Here is a 21,897-nt window from a genome sequence, read left to right on the forward strand (position 1 = left end):
GGTAAAAATTTGTTATAAAACAGTTTCAGAAAAAAACATTTGCATTGATTAACAAAATGCCGTAATTTTTATATGGTTTTTAAATCTTTCAATCATGCGAAATAAAAAATGTATAATTTCTGTACTGTTAATTTTCTCATTTATTCAGGTAATAGCCCAAAACGATAAAATATACACCTCGAACGGAGATGTACTGGTGGGTGAAATAAAATCGATGAAACGCGGAGTGCTGGTTTACGATACCGATTATGCCGATAGTGATTTTCAGGTAGACTGGGAAGAAATTGAAGGGATAGTGAGTACCCGGTTGCTGATTATTTATACAGTTGACGGGAAAAAGTACAACGGTGGGTTAAATTCGTTACCCGACGAACCCAAAAAAATAACCATTCAAACGCTGGATGATAACATCTCAGTGAACATGGACCAGATCGTTGAAATCACCTCCCTGGAACAGCGGATCATCGACCGGATAATTATTTCGATCGATGCCGGATTGTCTTATAGTAAGGCCAATAATGTGCGGCAAACCTCGGCAGCGGCCAAAGTGAGCTACCGCGGGATTAAATGGAATATTAGCGCCCAGTTTAATAATGTGGGAACAACTCAGGACAATGTGGAGCCGCTAAAACGTACCGATGGCGGAGTTACCCTGGTTCGCGATATTTGGGGAAATGGAATGATACTGGGTGGTGCCGAATTTTTAAGTAACAGCGAACAGATGCTTGATTTGCGTTCTACTTTTCGTGCCGGTTTGGGTTTGTATCTTCTCCGTACCAATCACATGTACATGCAATCGGGTTTAGGACTGGCATTCTCGCAGGAGAAATACGGTGGTGATAATCCAACTTCGCAGGGAAGTTTTGAAGGACTGGGACTGTTTGATTTTAATGCCTATGATCTAGGCGATCTGTCGTTTCAGTTTAAGCTAACCACATATCCAAGTTTATCGGATTGGGGAAGGTGGCGTATCGACATGGATACATCGCTGAAGTACGATTTGCCACTCGATTTTTACGTAAAACTGAGCTATGTGCATAACTTCGATAGCGATCCGTTGGTTGCTGGCGTTGCTAAAAACGATTTTGTGTTTAAAACCAGCTTAGGTTGGGAGTGGGATTAAGAGCTTGCAGAAAAAAATATCGTTTCCATCATAATTCCTGTTTCAAAGTCAAGGAATCACCCCCGTTTTTTATAATTTAGAGAAAACAAATATTGCTGGCCAAAAAAGTATATTTTGACCGGTAAGTTCCAGCTTTCTCAAAATGAAATTATTTACAACTAAACAAATAGCAGCAATCGATAAGTTTACCATCGAAAATGAACCCATTACGGACATTGATTTGATGGAACGCGCCTCGCTGCAAATGACCAACTGGATTGTTCAACAGTTTTCAACCGAAGAGAGGTTCCTGTTTTTTGCCGGCCCAGGAAATAACGGAGGCGATGCCCTGGCAATGGCCCGGCAGCTGGCTGATTTGGATTACCAGTGCGAAGTTTACCTGCTTGATTTTGGAAAAGCTTTAAAAGGATCGCCGGCTATCAACTACAAACGTCTGGAAGAGCAGGGCAAAGTAAAGTTGAGCAAACTAAGGTCGGAAGACGATTTTCCGCAGGTTGACGTAACCGATGTGCTGATCGACGGTTTGTTTGGCTCGGGTTTGTCGCGGCCGCTTGAAGGATTACCGGCACAACTTGTGCAATACATTAACCAGCTGCTGAATGTGGTAGTGGCTGTTGATATCCCCAGTGGATTAATGGGGGAAAGCAATGTCGAAAATAATCTTGAAAATATTATCCGCGCCGACTTTACATTAACTCTACAGTTCCCGAAGATAAGTTTCCTTTTCCCCGAGAACGAACAGTTTGTAGGGCAGTGGGAAGTGTTACCGATTGGATTGCATCCCGATGGAATCAGCGAAACACCATCGCCGTATTCCTTTGCCGATGCGGAAGATGTGGCAGCTCGTTTGCCGATGCGAACAAAATTCGATCATAAAGGAACATTTGGGCACGCACTGCTTATTGCCGGAAGTTACGGCAAAATGGGAGCGGCCGTGCTGGCCTCAAAAGCCTGTTTGCGTGCCGGAGCAGGATTGTTAACTACTCACGTTCCGCATATGGGGTTCCCGGTCATTCAAACCGCGGTGCCCGAAGCAATGGCCAGTATCGATCAGCACGATTCGATGTTTACTGATTTTCCCAACCTGGAGCCTTATGCGGCTATTGGTGTTGGTCCGGGGCTGGGCCTGAAACGAAATTCGTGCCGTGCCTTATGCGATTTGTTCGATCAGGCAAAGGTACCGATGGTTATCGATGCCGATGCGCTGAATATTCTTGCCGAAAATAAAGCCTGGCTGGAGAAAATCCCTGAAGGTTCGGTGCTTACACCACATCCGGGCGAGTTTCGGCGTTTGGTGGGTGAAACAACAGATTCGTACGATGCCATTCAGAAACAAATGGCTTTTGCCAAAAAATACAACTGTGTGGTGGTGTTAAAAGGAGCACATACTTCAGTGGCGGCGCCCGATGGAACACTTAGCTGGAACTCAACAGGTAATTCGGGAATGGGAACCGCCGGAAGCGGCGATGTACTTACCGGAATAATTCTGGGATTGCTGGCTCAGGGAATGGCTTCGTTTGATGCAGCGCTGCTGGGCGTTTATCTGCATGGACTGGCCGGAGATATAGCTGCCAAAAAACGATCGGAATTTTCGTTAATGGCCGGCGATATTATCGAAACGCTGGGAAAAGCATTTCTAAAAGTTCAGGAAGAATTATAAAAAACATATAAGCCCTAAATAATCTATCAATGAAAGTAAAAGGAGTAGTTTTCGATTTTAACGGAACCTTGTTTTGGGATACACATTTGCAGGAAGACTCGTGGGATCGTTTTCTTGAAAAGTATGGTTTTACCCTGAACGAGGAGGAAAAGAAAAAATACATTCACGGAATAAATGCCAAAGATACTTTTGAATATTTGTTTAAACGCGAGCTCAACGATGCTGAAGTACACCGGCTCACCGAAGAAAAGGAAGTGATTTACCGCAGCATGTGCCTGGAGCATGGTATGCAACTAGCTCCCGGTGCCGAGCAGCTGATTGGTTTTTTGGCAGAATCAGGCGTAGCATTGGCAATTGCTACCGCATCGGCAAAAAATAATGTTGATTTTTTTATTCAGCATTTCCCTTTGTTAAACTACTTCAGGCCCGAACATATTATTTACAACGATGGTACAATGCGCGGAAAACCACACCCCGACCTGTTTAACAAAGCCATTTCGGCCATTGGAACAAAGGCGGATGAGACATTGATTTTTGAAGACTCGCACGCCGGGCTTGAGGCCGCAATTCGCTCCGGGGCAGGAGAGGTGATTATCGTAAATTCGGCCAATGCGGAGTACAATGGTTATTCCTGCAGGCAAATCACGCATTTTAACCAGGTAGATAAAACTTTATTTGTATAAGGCTTATCTTTTCTAAAAATTATTTTCGGCATATCATTTTTTGTAACCAGGTAGTTTTGTGCTTAAACTAAATGTTTTAGTTACGGTTTTGTTTTCGGGAAAAGAATATTAGTAATAAAAATCGCCTTGTGGTCCGCAATCGTCTTTAAACGCTTTTCAAAAATAGAAGTCAATCACTAAAGAAAAAGTTAAACCAGCAGTTTTGCGAGGTGAAAAAACATTTTCGGCAACCGGCATAGCAATTGCCGTAATTATGTTAGTGCAATCAGAAGGGTAATTTTTGATAATTCACACCACTTTTAAGTTTATCGGGATACGATGATTTTGAGGTGGTGTTTTTTGTTTTTAAAGTCCGGTGCAGATAGCTCGTGGTAATAGTTTTGTCGTATAACTTCCTGAAACATTAAATTTGTAAGCGTTTTAGTGTGTTGAAAATGTAATGCGCGATACACAATACTAAATCTTGCAAACAGAGAACGATAAAATAACCGAAATAGATCCGGTATGGTTACCTTTATCGCGTGTATATAACGCTGCGAGACAATAGATTGAATGAGTTTTTATATACAAAGCCATAAATGCGATTAAAAAATAACAGCAAGTTCACGAGTATTCATTATATTCTTGTAATTGTGGTATTAAAGTTTTAAACTCATGGTCTTTTATGACACTGATTTAAGCTTGGTTCAGAATTTAAATTATTGACAGGGAAGATGAAAAACGATATAAACATTACAAAAGCATTGATTGATTTATCTACCGACAGTATTTTTATAATACAGAATGGGATAATTAAGTATGCAAATCGGGGGTTATTGGAGTTTTCGGGGTATAATTTATCTGAACTAATTGGGGTGAAGTTTACGGAAATTGTACAGCATAATGAGTTAGAGAAACTTTATTCCCTGTCGCTTAAAAATCAAAACGGCGAAAATCAGCCATTAAAATACGAATCGGGTGCCAGGTTTAAAAACGGGAATTATATTGATGTTGAAGTATCAGCCGTATCGGTTGTTTTTGAGGGCGAACCGGCTTTTCTTGTCGTTTTGAGAGACATTACACAACGTAAAATCTCCGAAAGAAAATACCAGAATATCATTGATTTTGCACCTATTGGTTTTTACAAAACCCGAAGAAATGGCGACTTTATCCTTGCAAACGAGGAGTTGGCAAACATTCTGGGTTATGATGATGCCGATGAGTTACTCGCAATGAATATATCTGATTTCTACTTTTCCGGTGATGAAAGAGAAAAATTAATCAATAAATACGATACAGCGAAAAGTTCAAAAATTAAAAATCTTGAAATAAAATTCAGGAAAAAAGACGGTAGTGCCATTTGGGTTTTAATGACTGCGCGAGCCATAAAAGATAAAAATGGAAACACCATAAGTTATGACGGTTTTATCATTGATGTAAGTGAAATGAAAAAATCGCAAAATGAGCTTATAGCCGCCAAAGAAAAAGCCGAAGAAAGTGACCGTCTGAAATCGGCATTTCTCGCCAATATGAGCCACGAAATCAGAACACCGATGAATGGTATTCTCGGATTTACAAGTTTGCTTTTAAATCCTGACTTGAATGATGAAACAAAGGAAAAATATATTCAGATTATTCATCAAAGTGGCGAGCGAATGCTGAATACGGTAAACGATATCGTGGAAATGTCGAAAATTGAAGCCGGTATTATGGAGGTAAGAAAATCGGAAATTAGTGTAAGCGGAATATTAAAAGATATCCTCTCGTTTTTTCAGGTTCAGGCTCAAAAAAAGGGATTAACGCTAAATTATCAAAATAAAATGCCCGGGGCCGAAATATTCGTAACCACCGATAGGGCGAAATTTGAATCGATTCTTACCAACCTTATTAAAAATGCCATCAAATTTACCGAGCAGGGAAGTATAACGGTTAGTCATATCACAAAAAACGGATTTATTGAATTTTGTATTAAAGACACCGGAATAGGTATTCCCTTAAATCGGCAAAAAGCTATTTTTAGCCGTTTTGAGCAGGCCGACATTAAAGACAAAAGAGCATTTGAAGGCTCGGGTCTGGGGCTGGCAATAGCAAAATCGTATGTTGAAATGCTTGATGGCAAAATATGGGTGGAATCAACAGAAGGAGTGGGGACTGAATTCTATTTTACTTTACCGGTTTCGAACGTAGTAAAAAATAGTGCTCCGGATTCGACGCAGGAACAGAAACAAAATGGGCTTAAACGAAAATACAAAATACTGATTGTTGAAGACGACAGAACTTCTGCCATTTTGCTTAAGACCATGTTATATGATATTGCTGAAAAAATTACCCATGCCAATAACGGGGAGACTGCTATTAAAGAATGTAAAAATCAGGCCGATTTTGATATTATTTTAATGGACATGAAAATGCCGGGAATAAGCGGCCATGAAACCACAAAAAGAATTCGCGAGTTTAACAAGGATGTAATTATCATCGCCCAAACAGCCTATGCTTTGTCGGGCGACAGAGAAAAAGCATTTCAATCAGGCTGTAACGACTATATTGCAAAACCAATTAAAAAGGCTGAGATTCTGGAAAGGATTGAAAGCAACATTAAAAATTGCATTTAACATGGTGTGTATAGCATGGGGCAGGCAGTTAATGTTTTAAAGTTGCTACATTTTATCAAATCTGTTGCGGTTTGCTTTCGGCGTTACATCAGAACGGTTTTCCCTTCTTAAGGGAATCTGCCTCCCGATAGGCAGGAATGTCGACAGTTGAGCGTGCGAATTGAAAATCGGCCACAGCCAAATCCCGTACTTTACGTTGGGGACAAAAGGGTAAGTATTTAATTCGATCCCTTTACCCCTCACCCTGTCGGGAGCTCCCCTCGGCAGGGGAGCCGGCTACCAGCAGCTTTACAATTAAAATTGTGGCATTACATCAGAACGGTTTTCCCTTCTTAAGGGAAAATGTCGACAGACAAAAGGGTAAAGGTTTCATCCAGTTTTTCGTTGGCAACAGCTGTCGCGCTTCATCTCAACCATATTTTCCCCTACGCCACACAGCACCGAAAGTTTATGTTACTGGTTTTTATCCCCTAACTACCTGAAACATAAAAAATATGTTTAGTTTTATAACACCAAAACCTAAATTCGTGAATACACGCCCTGTAATAACAACAGAAAATAGCATTTACAAAATTAGATATTGTATGCCTAAACCTGATAATAATTCCGGTGTTTGGGTGTGTTGTAAGGTTTTTACTTACATACAACATAGTTATCACTCAGTTTGAAAAAGAAGATGAAGAAAAATGAATGAAAAGGATTTAATATTAAGAACCATTAATAACGGTATTGGAGATAAAAACACTTTCTATACATCCGAATCATTGAATTCGTTTATACTTAAAAATAAAAATAAAGAAGAAATTGAATTTTTAATAAAAGAAATAATTAATGAAAGACCGGAGCTAATAAAAGTAATAAGCCTACAAAATTCACCGCTTAAAATAAGACCTTCCGGATTAATTGAATCATTTCTTAATTCAGGAGGTTTCTCAAAAATAGAATCTGAAGAGAAAGAAAGGAAATATTTAGAACTAAGAAAATCCAAAATAGATTTAGAACTTGCTGAAAAAATGCTTAAAGAGTATCCTAAAACTAAATGGATAGCAAGAATAAGTTTTCTTATCGGAATTGGTTTAGCACTTTTAGGATACTTTAATCAAAATGACTTAAGTTATAAAGAATCAACAACAAGGTTAAGTCCGAGAATTGTGTAAAGGATGTGACTTTAACTTTGTAAACTATGTGCCTTAACGAACATGTAACCATCGCCCAAAAAGCAAAAATGCCAACGAAAATCATCGTTGGCAATTTTATACTGTTACTTTTTTCTTTTCTTCCGTTTCTGGCGCTCTTTTGTGCGCGAAAATTTATCTTCGAACGAACGTTTTGAAGAGCCTTTTCTTTTTTTCTGATGAAAAGCGCCCTGGAACGTAGGATCGTCAATTTTGCGCTGACGGTCGATCTCGCGCAGCATATCCTGGCTTTCTTTAAACTCCGATTCGACAACTTCTATACCTTCGGGTAAATCCAAAAGCTGAATTTCCTGGCGCATCAAACTTTCAATCTTTTTCCAGTGCCACTCTGCCGCCGGATCGATTAAGGTAATTGCGTCTCCTTTATTTCCGGCACGAGCAGTTCGGCCAATACGGTGGATATAGTCGTCGTAATCATTCGGTAAATCAAAGTTAATTACGTGGCTCACCTGGCTCACATCCATACCACGCGCCGAAACATCGGTAGTAATTAATATCCGAACTTCACCACTTTTAAATGCCTGGATGGAATTAATACGCGAGTTTTGCGCTTTGTTCGAATGGAGAATCCGTTTTTCGCCTTCCGCTTTTCGCTGAACCACTTTGTAAACACCCTCGGCATGTTCTTTTGTTTTCACAAAAATTACCACACGCGTAAATTTCTCTTCATCCTGAAGCAGGTGTTTGATGAGGTTTAGTTTTGTTCTGTAATTCGGAACTTTATAGCAGGTTTGTGTTACCAAACCAACCGGAGTGGCCGATGGTGCTATTTCCAATTTATCGTAGTGATCGAGAAATTCTTCTGCAAGCTTTTCAATCTTTTCCGAGAAGGTAGCCGAAAACAACAGGTTTTGCCTGCGCGACGGAATAATTTCCTGAAGTTGTTTGATTTGAGGGATAAATCCCATGTCGAGCATACGGTCGGCTTCGTCGATTACCAGGTATTTTACCTTTTTTAACCGCAGCGCACCGACCTGGTACAAATCCCACAGACGGCCCGGTGTGGCAACCAGAATATCAATTCCCGGTTCCAGCAAAGCAGCATGTTTTGTCCAGCCAATACCTCCAAATACCGCCGCATGGCGCAACTCCGAGTAACCAGTTAATTCTGCAATATCTTCACCCACCTGAATCGATAATTCGCGTGTTGGAACAAGAATTACTACACGCGGATCAACTCCTTCCGGCTTTTTTAAACGAGATAGCAAGGGAAGCAGGTAAGCCGCCGTTTTTCCGGTTCCGGTTTGGGCCACACCAACAATATTCACCCCCGAATTTATTTTCGGAATAGCTCTTTCCTGAATGGGTGTTGGCGTAGTAAAACCAATATCGTCGAGCGATTTTAATATCGATTTTGCAACTTTTAAATCTTCAAAAGTCTTCTTCATTCTATAAAATTTAGAAAACAACGTTTTCTGTTTCGGTGCAAAATTAGAAAATAAAGCCGACTTACCTCAATTTGTACATTTTACCGGGCAACGCATGCACCAGGTTTTTAAATTCGAGGTTTAACATTGTGGCTGAAATACGGCTTACCGGAAGTTTTATTTCTGCCGAAATCTGATCGATAAAAAGTTCGCCTTTTTCTTTTAACAGGTCAACTACTTTTTGTTCGTTGGGATTTAAATCGATAAACAAACTCGACTGCACGGCGTCAACTTTATCGGGTTTTTCCCAACCCATAAAATATTCCAGGTCGTTGATGCCTTCAATTAAAGTCGCTCCGTTATTTCTTATCAGAAGGTTACAGCCTTTTGAGTAAGTGTCGCCTGCGCGGCCCGGGAACGCAAAAACATCGCGGTTATACGATGAGGCAATATCGGCAGTAATGAGCGAGCCTCCTTTTTGGGCCGATTCCACCACAATTGTGGCATCGGCCAATCCGGCAATAATACGGTTGCGTTTTATAAAATTAGCCGGGTCTATTTTGGTGTTGCTCGGAAAATCGGTAACAATTCCACCACATTCCAGCATTTTTTCCGCCGTTTGTTTGTGTATGGCCGGGTAAAGCGTATCGAGCCCATGAGCAATAACGCCAACGGTGGGCAGATTGTAGTTCAGGGCACAACGGTGGGCTTGTACATCAATACCATAAGCCAAACCACTAACGATCAAAATATTGTATTTTCGTTCGGCAAATTCACGGCACAGATTTTCTACTATTGTCCGACCGTATTCGGTGGCGTTACGCGTACCCACAATGCTGATTACCCGCTCAGTATCGAGATTCATGTTCCCTTTGGTGTAAATAATAAGTGGTGCGTCAACACAACTTTTTAGCCGGCGTGGATAAGTGGCGTCGGTATAAAAATGGATGTCGATTCCGTTTTTATCAATGTACTCCAGTTCCTTTTCTGCCAGTGGCAGCACATTGTTTTTCTTTATCTGGCGGGCATAAGCTTCTCCAATTCCGGGAACTTTTGTTAATGCTTTGGCCGATTGCGAAAAAACACCTTCGGCGCTGCCAATATAGGCAACCAGGTTGCGGGCAAGAATACCTCCAATATTGGGAAGCATCGATAGTGCCACTTTGTATTTAAGGTCTTCGTTCATAAGTGCAGGGAGTTCGGGCTTAGTTTTTTATGATTGAATTTAGCGATTCCTGAATACGTTCGCGGTCTTCGATAGTTAAGCCAGCCAGGCTAACAACCGGGTATTCGGCTATTCCCCGATCGGTTTTTATTACAAGCGTTAAATCGGATAATTTACCAAAAAATGAATCTTCGAAAAGCGCCTTTCTTAAACGATACTTGGGAAATTCAATGGAATTATAGGCCTTTCCGGTAAAACTGATCACTTTGTAATAGCGAAGAATAATTTTGTCTGCATCGTCGGAATATTCGATGTATTGATAATCGGCCACATGAAAATAAAGGTACCACATGGAGAAAACGCCCAACCCGGCCAGTGCAAGCAGAACATGGTCGAGTAAAAACAGCGCCAGAATACCCAGCGCAATTAGTATGGAAACCAGGAAGAATATTTTTTTGATCTTCGAAACCTTTTCGGTGTTTTTTATTGTCATCGTTCGTTATTAAATATCTAAAACTATTGCCACGGGCACCCTTAAAAAAAGGCAATGCCATTTTTATTGTAACTTTATCGCAATTTAGCAGCTACTTATGGGAAATTCAAAAATTTACTCTAAAATAATTTACAGCCGAAAGTTGGAACAGGAACTTCAGGCTTATATCGATAACTATCCAAAGGGCAAAGTGTTTCTTGCTACCGAAGAAACCGTTGATAAACTTTGGGTAGCCAACCTGGATAATTTTCTGGCAGAAAACAACATTAAAAAAGTTGTTGTTCCGGCCGGAGAGCGCAATAAAAAAATTGGTTCGGTTGAAACCATCTGGCAGTTTTTATCGGAAAACGAGGGCGACCGCAAATCCTTACTTATTAATATTGGTGGAGGAATGCTTACCGATCTTGCCGGTTTTGCAGCCAGCACTTTTAAACGCGGAATTGATTTTCTGAATGTGCCAACAACCTTGTTATCGCAGGTTGACGCCTCGGTGGGTGGGAAAACCGGGTTTAATTTTAACGGATTAAAAAACGAAATTGGCGTATTTAAAGAACCGGTTGCCGTTCTTATAAATACCGATTTTTTGAAAACCATCGATCGTAACAATTTTATTTCGGGGTTTGCCGAAATGATCAAACACGGACTGATTCACAGTCCGGAACACCTGGCAGAGCTGAAAGATTTTAATTTCGATACTATTGATTACGATCTGTTACAGGAAATCATCCGCCACTCGGTAAACGTGAAAGAATATTTCGTAGCCAACGACCTTACCGAAAACAATATTCGAAAAGCACTGAATTTCGGGCACACGGTTGGTCATGCTTTCGAAAGTCTGGCCATGAAACAGAACCGGCCCGTTTTGCATGGTTACGCTGTTGCTTATGCCATGATCGCCGAATTGTTCCTGTCGGTGAAAATGTGTGGTTTTCCGCAAGCCGATTGCGATGAGCTGACCAAATGGATGTTGGATATTTACGGCAAATTCGAAATTGAAGAGACCGATTTTGAAGCTTTGTATCAATTGATGACGCACGACAAAAAGAACGAATCAGGGCGAATTAATTTTACCCTGCTTCCAAAAGTTGGCGAAATTGCCATCAACCAGAATTGCAGCAAAGAACTGATTCTGGAGGCGCTTAAATTCTATAAAAGTCTGTAATTGACAGACGGAATTCATTTTATTACTTCTGACATGATTTACCAGGTAACTACCGAAATAAAAGAAATTAAGGGAGCAATTAATCTTCCGGCTTCAAAAAGTATAAGCAACCGGGCACTCATTATTAATGCTTTAAGTTACAGCCCGTATCCGATTCGAAACCTGTCGGACAGTGACGATACAAAAGTTTTGACGGCAGCATTGTTTTCAAACAGCAATAAATTCGATATCGGGCATGCGGGAACCGCGATGCGTTTTCTTACCGCTTTTCTGGCAAAAATTGTTGGCGAGTGGGAGATAACCGGATCGGAGCGCATGCAGCAACGCCCCATTTCTATTTTGGTAGATGCGCTAAATAAACTGGGTGCACAAATTGAGTACCTGGGGACTGAAGGCTGTCCGCCGCTGAAGATTTTGGGTTCGCATTTAAAAGGGCAAACCATTGAGTTGGATGGAAGTGTTTCGAGCCAATATATTTCGGCGCTTTTACTAATTGCTCCAACCATTGAAAACGGACTGACTTTAAAGCTGAAAGGCAATGTCACATCACGATCATACATAAAACTTACGCTGGAATTGATGGCAAAATTTGGCATTCAGTACCGCTGGGACGATAACGAGATATTTGTGCCGGAGCAAAAATATTTTGCCCTCGATTTTACCTGCGAAGCCGACTGGTCGGGTGCTTCGTACTGGTACCAGATTATGGCGCTGGTTGACAATGGTGAGCTATTGCTGGAGAATCTGTTACTCGATAGTTTGCAAGGCGATGCCAACATTGCCGCCTGGTTTGAGCAGTTTGGAGTTACTTCAACACAAAAAGAAGAGGGTGTTCTGTTGGAAAAACACAAAAACCGTCAGCCGGAGAAACTGGTACTTGATTTTATTGAAAATCCCGATGTGGCGCAAACCATGGCGTGTTTGTGTGTGGCTAAAAATATTCCGTTTCACTTTTCAGGTTTAAAAACCCTGAAGATCAAAGAAACTGACCGGATTACGGCGCTGCAAAACGAGTTGGCAAAATTTGGAGCGTCCATAGCCGAACCTCAGTTTGGAGAACTGGCCTGGGATGGAAAACTTGATCAGGAACAACAGGAAGAAAATCCAATTATAAATACCTACCACGATCACCGCATGGCACTGGCTTTTGCGCCAATGGCTTTAGCGGGCTTTTCGATGCGAATTGATGATCCGATGGTGGTTACCAAATCGTACCCCGGTTTTTGGGAAGACCTGAAACAGGTGGGTTTTTCGATTGAAGCGGATTAGAACGCCGGTGACGCTGATTGAGAAGATAATCGCTGATAAAACGCTGTGAAAATCATTTGTATCAGTGTCATCAGCGTTCTATATCTTATAGTTTTATAAATATCTTCTTCTTATAAAGGATCCAGGCCGGAATAAAATTGAAGCCAATAAACAGGGCGGCATACAAAAAGCTGCCCATTTCCATACTCCAACCGGTGTTTTCAAACATACTCATCCAGTGGTTGTTTAAGCTGCTTCCACCAAATTTCCAGGAATAAAAAGGCAGGCGCCACACATCGGCCAGTACATAAACGGCGATGGCATTCGAGCCAAATATAATTCCTGGTTTGGTTAAACGTGTACGGCCAAGCATATCCACAAAAAAGATACTCACAGCTAAAACCATTCCTGCCAGTCCCGAAGTAACCATTACAAACGAACTGGTCCAGATATTTTTATTGATTGGGAAGATATAATTCCAGAAATAGCCGATAATAAAAGCAAAAAACGAAAAGGCGAAAAGGTAAATTACTTTTCGTTCAGCAGGTAGTTTGCTAAGCACCAAATGACCAGCCAGCATTCCGGTAATTCCGGTGGCGATGGCCGGAAATGTACTTAGCAGTCCTTCCGGATCCCATGTTTTCTGCCACAAATAACCGGGCAGGAATTTGCTGTCGACCCAGGCAGCAATATTGGCACCGGGTTCCAGCATTACTTTTCCGTAACCGGGAGTAGGTATCAACATCATCACGAGCCAGTAAATTACAAGCAAAGCTCCGGCAACAATGGCCTGGGTTTTCCATTTCGAGTTCAGGAATAAAAAGGCACAGGCTAAAAATACAATGGCAATTCGCTGCAGTACTCCGGCAATCCGCACATCTTCGAAACTAAAGCTGGGGAACAACCAAAGCAAAATGCCAACTGCAAATATTTTTATCGAACGAAAAACGATTTTCCTGTACATCGGGCCTTTGTCAACACCTGCGTTCAGTCGTTTGGTGTAGGCCAATGCGATGGACACGCCAACGATAAATATAAAAAACGGAAATATCAGGTCGGTTGGGGTTAAACCATTCCAGCTGGCGTGTTCCAGCGGCGGATAAATATGTGCCCAGGTTGCAGGATTGTTTACCATTATCATTGCGGCAATTGTAAATCCGCGGAAGGCGTCAAGCGAAATAAGTCTTTTAAATTCAGCCATTTTGTTTATTTGGTTTAGTAAAATATTCTAATAGACTTAAAATTGTTTTTAAAAATATTAGAAAGTCAAACTTAGCAAAAATATTGTGATGAGAAAGATGGCCGTTTAAAATTATTCGATTACTTGAATTTTGTCCGAATGTGGGTGACTTCGAACCTTTTCCTCGTGCTTGGGAATGCAGTTTTAAGAGATGAGGTAGATGGTTAAAACCTGTTGGTGGAGTTAATAATCAGACTTCGACTGCGCTCAGCCTGACAGTCACAGTGAGCGGAGTCGAACTGTGACAATATGTTATAAATTAATTCCGCTGCTGAGTTCGATTTAACCTTTTATTTCCGCTTTTTCTGAAAAAACTCCTGCAACAATTCAGCGCACTCGGTTTCAAAAATACCGCTAACAATTTCTGTTTTCGGATGAAGTGCTTTGGCTGCAAATTTTTTAAAACCACGTTTTTCATCGGAGGCGCCATAAACGATTTTGCCAATTTGCGACCAGCCCAATGCGCCGGCACACATTACGCAGGGTTCCAGTGTTACATAAAGCGTGCAGTCGTTCAGGTATTTTCCGCCCAATAAGTTGGCCGCTGCAGTAATGGCCTGCATTTCGGCATGCGCGGTTACATCATTCAGGGTTTCGGTAAGGTTGTGGGCGCGTGCAATTATCTTACCTTTTGATACCACCACGGCTCCAACCGGAATTTCGCCTTCGTCAAAAGCCTGAACAGCTTCTGCAAAGGCTTTTTTCATAAAATATTCGTCGTTAAACGGTTCAATCATAATTTATTATTTAGCCCCGTCCTTTAGGGCGGGGTTTCAAAATTCGCGATGAAGATAGAATTTTTAGGATTTTCGTATTCTAATTAAAGTACAAAAATCCTAAAAATTCTTGGATGTCCCATGTTTTTTGTCCCCGCCCTAAAGGACGGGGCTAAATATATTCGCTTTTAGAGCAACTGCTGTACAATTCCCCGAAAAGCTGCCAAATGTTTCCGGTATAATTGCCAAAATATCACTATTTTCGCGGCGTAAATAAAAGATAGACATCATGTACAGAACACATACTTGTGGCGAACTTCGGATTGAGAATGCAGGAAATGAAGTAACTCTGGCCGGTTGGGTGCAACGCGTCCGCGACCTGGGAGCCATGACTTTTGTAGACTTACGCGACCGTTACGGCATTACCCAGCTGGTGGTTGACGAGAATACCGACAAAGCCGTTGCCGATGCCCTTGAGGAGTTGGGACGCGAATTTGTGATCCAGGCAAAAGGAACGGTTCGCGAGCGTCAGAGCAAAAACAAAAATATACCAACCGGCGAGGTGGAAATCGCTTTGTCGGAAATTAACGTGTTAAGCCCCGCAGAACTTCCGCCGTTTACCATTCAGGATGATACAGATGGTGGCGACGACCTGCGGATGAAATACCGTTACCTCGATTTACGCCGCGATGTAGTACGTGAAAACCTGGTTTTACGCTCAAAAATGGCACACGCCGTTCGTAATTACCTGAACTCAAAAGATTTTATTGAGACTGAAACGCCGGTATTAATTAAGTCGACTCCCGAAGGAGCACGCGATTTTATTGTGCCATCGCGTATGAATGAAGGCCAGTTTTATGCCTTGCCACAGTCGCCGCAAACCTTTAAGCAGCTGTTGATGATTGCCGGTTTCGACCGATATTACCAGATTGTAAAATGTTTCCGCGACGAAGACCTGCGTGCCGACCGTCAGCCGGAGTTTACACAAATCGACTGCGAAATGTCGTTTGTGGAGCAGAAAGACGTGTTGGAAATGTTCGAAGGATTAACCCGCCACATGTTCAAAGAAACATTGAACGTGGAAGTGGATGAGTTCCCGTGGATGCCTTACGCTGAAGCAATGGAGAAATACGGATCGGATAAACCCGATACCCGTTTCGAAATGCTGATCAACGATATTACCGAAACCGTAAAAGGAAAAGATTTTGTGGTGTTCGACTCGGCTGAATACATTGGTGCCATTTGTGCCAAAGGATGTGCTGAATACACCCGTAAACAACTCGACGGATTGACCAATTGGGTAAAACGCCCTCAAATTGGTGCCAAAGGTTTGGTTTATGTGAAATGTAACGAAGACGGTACGTTTAAATCGTCGGTAGATAAATTCTACTCGCAAGACGACCTGAAAGCCTGGGCAGAAAAAACAGGAGCCGAAGCCGGCGACCTGATCCTGGTAATGAGTGGCGACAAAAAACACATGTTGGATGCTCTTGGCGAGTTGCGCCTTGAAATGGGTAAACAACTTGGCCTACGCGACAAAAATGTGTTCAAACCATTGTGGGTTGTCGATTTCCCATTGTTGGAGTGGGACGAAGAATCAAAACGTTTTTACGCGATGCACCACCCGTTCACTTCTCCGAAACCGGAGGATATTGAACTAATGGATACCGATCCGGGAAAAGTACGTGCCAATGCTTACGACCTTGTTATCAACGGTGTTGAAATCGGTGGTGGTTCGGTTCGTATTTTCGATTCTGAACTGCAGTCGAAAATGTTTAGCCTGCTTGGTTTTACAAAAGAAGAGGCTGAAGCACAGTTTGGCTTCCTGATGAAAGCCTTTAAATTCGGTGCGCCGCCACATGCAGGTATTGCTTTTGGTTTCGACCGTTTGGTATCGTTATTTGCAGGTTTGGATACGATTCGCGACGTTATTGCTTTCCCGAAAAACAATGCGGGCCGCGATGTAATGATCGATTCGCCATCGGCAGTTGCAGAAGCTCAGTTAGACGAGTTGAATTTGAAACTGAATCTGAAAGAAAAGAAGTAATTTCTACCACATACAATTGATTTAAAGGAGCCTTCTCGGGCTCCTTTTTTGTTGAAACCGTTAAATCTGACGAAGAATAACAAAAGATTGTATTGGTGCTTGAACTTCCGGTTAATTTTGCACGAAAATCAAAAAACAGACAGCCAACCTTGACTGATAAAAATTATGCATAAAATATTACGAAAAAGAATTCTGAATCCTGCCGTTGAGGAGATTGTTGTGGAAGCGCCATACGTAGCCAGGAAATGCCAACCCGGACAATTCATAATCATTATCGTTGAAGAAGGAGGCGAACGCATCCCGCTAACCATTGCCGACTTTAACCGCGAAGAGCAGTCGGTAACAATGATCTATCAGGTTGTGGGGCACTCAACCCAATTGCTTCAGCAAAAAAATGTTGGGGATTATCTGAGTGATGTTGCCGGCCCGTTGGGTTTGCCTTGTGTTGATCATAAACCGAAAAAGGTTATTGGAATCGGCGGAGGTGTTGGTGCGGCTCCTTTGTATCCTCAAATAAAAATGCATGCCGAAAACGACACAGAGATTGATGTTGTTTTAGGAGGCCGAAGCGCCGATTTTGTAATTCTACAGGAAGAATTCTCGAAACTGTCGAAGAACGTATTTGTAGCTACCGATGATGGAAGCCTCGGAACAAAAGGATTTGTTACCAACATTGTTCAGAAATTATTGGACGAAGGAAATCGATACGATGAAATAATCGCGATTGGTCCGATTCCGATGATGAAAGCGGTGGTGAACGTGGTAAAACCATTTGATATCCCGATATCGGTTTCATTAAATCCTTTGATGGTAGATGGAACCGGAATGTGCGGAGGTTGCCGTGTTTCCATTGCCGGTAAAACAAAATTTGCCTGTGTCGACGGTCCCGACTTTAATGGTTACGATGTGGATTTCGATGAAATTACCAGCCGCCAGGGAATGTACAAAGACCAGGAGAACGGTCATAACTGCAGAATTGGCCTGTCGGGTGAAAATTACAAAGCAGCAAAGCCTGCAGCGCCAATTGTTGCCCAAATGAAAGGCAAGTTTAATATGCAGCCGCTTAGAACGCCAATGCCGGAGCTTGACCCGCTTGAACGAAGTAAATCGTTTGGCGAAGTGGCAATGGGTTATTCCGAGGAAGAAGCGATAAACGAAGGCAAGCGCTGCATTCAGTGTAAACGACCTTCGTGTGTTAGCGGTTGCCCTGTTAATGTAAATATCCCTGAGTTTATCGGTCATATTGCCGAAGGCGATTTTCAGGAAGCTTACAAAAGCATAAAATCTTATAATAGTTTGCCTGCGGTTTGTGGTCGCGTATGTCCGCAGGAAAATCAGTGCGAAGCGATTTGTGTACGCGGCAAAAAAGATGAACCTGTGGCCATCGGTCGTTTGGAGCGTTTTATTGCCGATTATGCACGTGAACATAAATTCGAAGAAGAACTTCCGCAGTACAACTCGGGCAGGAAAGTGGCTGTAATTGGTGCAGGACCTGCCGGAATTGCATGTGCAGGCGAACTGGCAAAAAAAGGTCACGAGGTGGTTGTATTTGAAGCACTTCACACGCCCGGCGGAGTATTGATGTACGGTATTCCGGAGTTTCGTTTACCAAAACAAATCGTACGCGAAGAAATCGACTCCATCAAAAAAATGGGCGTTAAAATTGAGAAAAACGTGATCGTGGGAAAATCGCTAACTGTTGAAGATCTGAAAGAAGATGGTTTTGAGGCCATTTTTATTTCTACCGGTGCAGGATTACCGCGTTTCCTGAATATTGAAGGCGAAAACCTGAATGGGGTGTATTCGGCAAACGAATTTCTGACCCGTGTGAACTTAATGGAATCTTTTAAACGCGAAACACCAAGTCCGGTGCAGAAAGGCGATAAAGTTGCCGTTGTTGGTGGTGGTAACGTTGCCATGGATGCCTGCCGAACTGCCCTGCGTTTAGGAGCCGGGGAAGTTTATATCATTTACCGACGCGGAGAAGATGAACTACCTGCGCGAGCTGAAGAAATTGAACATGCAAAAGAAGAAGGTATTCAGTTTAAGTTGCTTGCCAATCCGGTAAAAATTCATGACAATGGTAACGGTTGGGTAGGAGCTATCGAAAATCAGCAAATGGAACTTGGAGAACCTGATGCATCAGGACGTAGAAGACCGGTTGCTGTAGAAGGGGAGACTTTTATGCTCGATGTAAATAAGGTTGTAATTGCTGTGGGGCAGTCGCCAAACCCCTTAATTACACAAAGTACCAAAGGGCTTGATTTGCATTCGTGGGGTGGTATTATCGTTGACGAGCAGACCATGAAAACAAGTATGCAAAATGTATATGCGGGAGGCGATGTGGTTACCGGTGCAGCAACCGTAATTTTGGCCATGGGGGCCGGAAAAATCGCCGCACAAGCTATCGATACGCAATTGAATTAGTATATCCCGCAGTGATCGTCTCACTCAAAGTGAGGCTATCACTCTTCTGGTTACTCTGATGACAACATAAAATATAAAGGAGCTTTCGGGCTCCTTTATATTTTATGTTCTATTGGATAAGTACAGCAACTTTTGACCCCTCCTGACCTTCCCGAAGGGGAGGAACTATCCCCCTTTGGGGGATTATAGGGGGTCAGCGCAACCTCATTGAACGGAATTCGTAACAATAATATCTTGGGTGATAACTCCGCCAATCAAATATATTCTGTGATGTATACAAAATCCGAGATCATTATTTCTCAGCCTTCAAAACCAACACTTTATCGCCAGCCTGCACACTCTCTGCTGAGCTAAATAGCCTGATTCTTCCTTTTTCATTTTCGATCAGAATCGGTAATGTGTTCTCCAGATCGATTTTATTTTCAGCAATCCATTCTTTGCACGACACTTCTTTTTCAACCGGAATGCTGCTTTCACCGGCTTCATCATGCTGCATTTTGTGCACCCATTCATCAAGGCCAATTGGCGATGCAAATAAGAGATTTATATTCTCAAGTTCTGTTGTTTCATTAAACTCTTCTGACGGAGATTGAGCTACAGCAATTTCAGGAACAAGGAACTTTTCTTTTGCCATTTTTGCGGCCAGCGTATTTACCCGGTTATTTGTTGTCATTCCTACAACTGTCAACACATTGTCGGCTTGTAAGTCTTCCCACATGTCTTCGTGCAGTGCGTTGCCAAACAGACTGTTGAAACCCGCTTTTTCTGCCCTGGCAGCCAGTTCGCGGTTATTATCAATAAGCGTAACCGGAGTCTGATCTTTGAAATATTTAGCCAGAATAAGACTCAGCGGATTTACTCCGAGGAATACAATTCCACGGCGTTCGTCCATATAAACCAATTCGCCACGTTTGCGCAACCATTTGGTGGTCCAGCTTAAAAGCACAGGTACGGTAAGGGTGGTAAAAATGGCCATAAACACCAGTATGGAGAAAATCGTTTTGTCGATAATGCCCATTCCAAGGCCGATTTCTGCAATGATAATTTCAACGGCTCCGCGGCCGTTCATTCCCGTACCAATGGTAATTCCTTCGCGCCAGCCATTTCGCGAGGGGAGGTAGAACAAAGCAGTACCCACAATTTTGCCCACTATTGCCAATGATGTAACCAGTATCAGCAAACCCAGGTCGGTTTGAAAAACGGTAACATCCACAAAAAATCCGGCCGTTACAAAGAAAATAGGTGCCATAAAACCGATGGAAACATCGTAAAAAGCTTTGTTCAGTTCTTTCGAAATCTTTTTGGGGAAAAGGTTGTCCTTTATAAATAAACCGGCCATAAATGCTCCTAAAATGCTGTGCATTCCGGCCAGTTCTGCCAACTCGCAATACCCAAAGGTTACAATAAGAATAAGTGTAAAATAGGCGGTGCTGTTTTTCATTCCCGAGCGGGTAATGTACTTCCCGAGACGGGGCAAAAGAAAAGCGCCAATGGAAATGGTAAGTCCAAAAAATACCAGGATCTTGCCGCCAATCAGCAGCAGTTCGGTAATGTTTACCACATTGGTTTCGGCAAAGTTGGTGATGCCCGAAAAGATAACCAGTGCCAGCGTATCGGAGATTAGCGCACCGGCCATTAATACATAGGCAATGCGGGTATTCAGCAGTTTCAAATCGATAAGAATGCGGCTTTTGGTAGCCAGCGAGGTTACACCAATCGCAATGGCAACAAACAATCCGGCAATTGGTGTTCCGCCCGTCCATACAATGGCAAAGTAACCCAAAACAAAAGGGACAAAAAATCCACCGATGGCCGCCAGCAATCCCGCCCACGAGGCTTTTTTCAGGTCGCGAAAGTCGATTTCCATCCCGATGTAAACCATCAGCAGAATAATACCGATTTCGGCCAGCACTTTTACTGCCTCAGAATATTCGAGCCATCCCAGTACGGCCGGTCCCAGCACAATTCCGATAAGCAATTCGCCAAGAATGGCCGGATAACCGATCTTTCGTATTGCAACTCCTCCAAGATATGCTGCAAGCAATACCGCAGAAATATTCAGAATATTAATGTGAAATTCTTCCATAGCGCTGTTTTTATCGTTATGTCCCTTTCACAATATATGAAATTTAGTCCAAATAGAATACCTGGGTGTATTAAATAAGTTGTTAATGAGTTTGCAGTTGTATTACTGCATAAACAAAGGGGAGGAGTGGTTCGCCAATTATTATCCGGCTATTAATCCGGGCTTTCGTTTTTTCTAAATGGCGAAGGAATATAGGGTTCGCCGTTCAGCACTTTTACGGTATTTGTTATTGAAAGTAAGGTGTTAATCAGAAGTACACCAAGGAGCGGAGTAGTAACATTTGCTTTCCAGTAAATCCACAGGCAACCTGTAAGAACACCACAAATAAGGAGTTGAAAGCTGATAACCGAACGATAGTGGCGCGACATGGCTGTTGTTTTGTGCTTTCTGGCCCGCCACATCAGCACGGTTGGAAACACCAGTGGAAGGATGCCACTCAAATGTAAAAAACCTAACCAGATGTTGTTGCTGTGTTCTTTTTCCTCGCATTCACCGGCATCGGTGGATGCAAATAAACTAAAATCAACTTCCAAAGCTTTAGCAATCATTTGCAGGGTGTATGACCGCGGATCTACCTGCCCGTTTTCGATGCGCTGAATCGTTCGGGTGCTCACTTCTGTTTTTTCGGCCAGCTCTTCCTGGGTCATTCCCTTTTTAATCCGTAGTTCTTTAATGAGTTTTCCTGTTTCCATT

16 protein-coding genes are annotated in these 21,897 nt (G+C 42.4%); 9 read left to right on the plus strand and 7 right to left on the minus strand.

Going from position 1 to position 21,897, the window contains the following annotated elements:
- Nucleotides 1–94 precede the first annotated feature (94 nt).
- The 5 genes from LH29_RS16980 to LH29_RS17000 all read left to right on the plus strand — a co-directional run bounded on the left by LH29_RS16980 (nucleotide 95) and on the right by LH29_RS17000 (nucleotide 7,214).
- A complete protein-coding gene (locus LH29_RS16980; RefSeq protein ID WP_045032112.1) occupies nucleotides 95–1,123 on the plus strand; it encodes a DUF481 domain-containing protein in 1,029 nt (342 codons plus the stop codon).
- Nucleotides 1,124–1,265: 142 nt separating this feature from the next.
- Nucleotides 1,266–2,783, plus strand: a complete 1,518-nt coding sequence (locus LH29_RS16985; protein WP_045032114.1) for a bifunctional ADP-dependent NAD(P)H-hydrate dehydratase/NAD(P)H-hydrate epimerase — start codon at nucleotides 1,266–1,268, stop codon at nucleotides 2,781–2,783.
- Nucleotides 2,784–2,812: 29 nt separating this feature from the next.
- Complete coding sequence (locus tag LH29_RS16990) at nucleotides 2,813–3,466, plus strand: HAD family hydrolase (protein ID WP_045032116.1); 654 nt, start codon at nucleotides 2,813–2,815, stop codon at nucleotides 3,464–3,466.
- 713 nt (nucleotides 3,467–4,179) lie between these two features.
- Nucleotides 4,180–6,057 carry a PAS domain-containing hybrid sensor histidine kinase/response regulator gene (locus tag LH29_RS23995; RefSeq protein WP_052671044.1) on the plus strand — a complete coding sequence of 626 codons (1,878 nt, stop codon included), beginning with the start codon at nucleotides 4,180–4,182 and terminating at the stop codon, nucleotides 6,055–6,057.
- 686 nt (nucleotides 6,058–6,743) lie between these two features.
- Nucleotides 6,744–7,214 (plus strand): hypothetical protein, encoded by a 471-nt coding sequence (locus tag LH29_RS17000; RefSeq protein WP_045032118.1) that lies wholly within the window; start codon nucleotides 6,744–6,746, stop codon nucleotides 7,212–7,214.
- Nucleotides 7,215–7,318: 104 nt separating this feature from the next.
- On the opposite strand, the gene LH29_RS17005 is transcribed toward LH29_RS17000, so the two are convergent.
- The 3 genes from LH29_RS17005 to LH29_RS17015 all read right to left on the minus strand — a co-directional run bounded on the left by LH29_RS17005 (nucleotide 7,319) and on the right by LH29_RS17015 (nucleotide 10,278).
- Nucleotides 7,319–8,641: a DEAD/DEAH box helicase gene (locus LH29_RS17005; protein ID WP_045032120.1), complete on the minus strand. Its 1,323-nt coding sequence runs from the start codon at nucleotides 8,639–8,641 to the stop codon at nucleotides 7,319–7,321.
- 61 nt (nucleotides 8,642–8,702) lie between these two features.
- Nucleotides 8,703–9,806, minus strand: coding sequence for a DNA-processing protein DprA (gene dprA, locus LH29_RS17010; protein ID WP_045032122.1), 1,104 nt, complete (start codon nucleotides 9,804–9,806; stop codon nucleotides 8,703–8,705).
- Between the two features lie 19 nt (nucleotides 9,807–9,825).
- Nucleotides 9,826–10,278 carry a hypothetical protein gene (locus LH29_RS17015; RefSeq protein ID WP_045032124.1) on the minus strand — a complete coding sequence of 151 codons (453 nt, stop codon included), beginning with the start codon at nucleotides 10,276–10,278 and terminating at the stop codon, nucleotides 9,826–9,828.
- A 97-nt stretch (nucleotides 10,279–10,375) separates the two neighbouring features.
- Between LH29_RS17015 and aroB the strand changes: the two genes are divergently transcribed.
- Complete coding sequence (gene aroB, locus LH29_RS17020) at nucleotides 10,376–11,440, plus strand: 3-dehydroquinate synthase (RefSeq protein WP_045032126.1); 1,065 nt, start codon at nucleotides 10,376–10,378, stop codon at nucleotides 11,438–11,440.
- Nucleotides 11,441–12,709, plus strand: a complete 1,269-nt coding sequence (locus tag LH29_RS17025; RefSeq protein WP_232302859.1) for a 3-phosphoshikimate 1-carboxyvinyltransferase — start codon at nucleotides 11,441–11,443, stop codon at nucleotides 12,707–12,709.
- Nucleotides 12,710–12,794: 85 nt separating this feature from the next.
- Here LH29_RS17025 and LH29_RS17030 read toward each other — a convergent pair whose 3' ends face one another.
- Both LH29_RS17030 and LH29_RS17035 read right to left on the minus strand, forming a co-directional pair.
- The gene (locus LH29_RS17030; RefSeq protein WP_045032130.1) at nucleotides 12,795–13,889 is read right to left on the minus strand and encodes an acyltransferase family protein; all 1,095 of its coding nucleotides are present in this window, start codon (nucleotides 13,887–13,889) and stop codon (nucleotides 12,795–12,797) included.
- A 329-nt stretch (nucleotides 13,890–14,218) separates the two neighbouring features.
- Nucleotides 14,219–14,665 (minus strand): nucleoside deaminase, encoded by a 447-nt coding sequence (locus tag LH29_RS17035; RefSeq protein ID WP_045032132.1) that lies wholly within the window; start codon nucleotides 14,663–14,665, stop codon nucleotides 14,219–14,221.
- Nucleotides 14,666–14,933: 268 nt separating this feature from the next.
- Between LH29_RS17035 and aspS the strand changes: the two genes are divergently transcribed.
- Together aspS and gltA are read left to right on the plus strand one after the other, a co-directional pair.
- Nucleotides 14,934–16,691 (plus strand): aspartate--tRNA ligase, encoded by a 1,758-nt coding sequence (gene aspS / locus LH29_RS17040; RefSeq protein ID WP_045032135.1) that lies wholly within the window; start codon nucleotides 14,934–14,936, stop codon nucleotides 16,689–16,691.
- 165 nt (nucleotides 16,692–16,856) lie between these two features.
- A complete protein-coding gene (gene gltA, locus LH29_RS17045) occupies nucleotides 16,857–19,118 on the plus strand; it encodes an NADPH-dependent glutamate synthase (RefSeq protein WP_045032137.1) in 2,262 nt (753 codons plus the stop codon).
- Between the two features lie 292 nt (nucleotides 19,119–19,410).
- Here gltA and LH29_RS17050 read toward each other — a convergent pair whose 3' ends face one another.
- On the minus strand, nucleotides 19,411–21,204 hold the full coding sequence (locus LH29_RS17050) for a cation:proton antiporter (RefSeq protein ID WP_052671045.1): 1,794 nt from the start codon (nucleotides 21,202–21,204) through the stop codon (nucleotides 19,411–19,413).
- A 152-nt stretch (nucleotides 21,205–21,356) separates the two neighbouring features.
- Complete coding sequence (locus LH29_RS17055; RefSeq protein WP_157493742.1) at nucleotides 21,357–21,896, minus strand: helix-turn-helix domain-containing protein; 540 nt, start codon at nucleotides 21,894–21,896, stop codon at nucleotides 21,357–21,359.
- Between the last annotated feature and the right edge of the window lies 1 nt (nucleotide 21,897).

The organism is Draconibacterium sediminis, assembly GCF_000949475.1.
GTDB lineage: Bacteria > Bacteroidota > Bacteroidia > Bacteroidales > Prolixibacteraceae > Draconibacterium > Draconibacterium sediminis.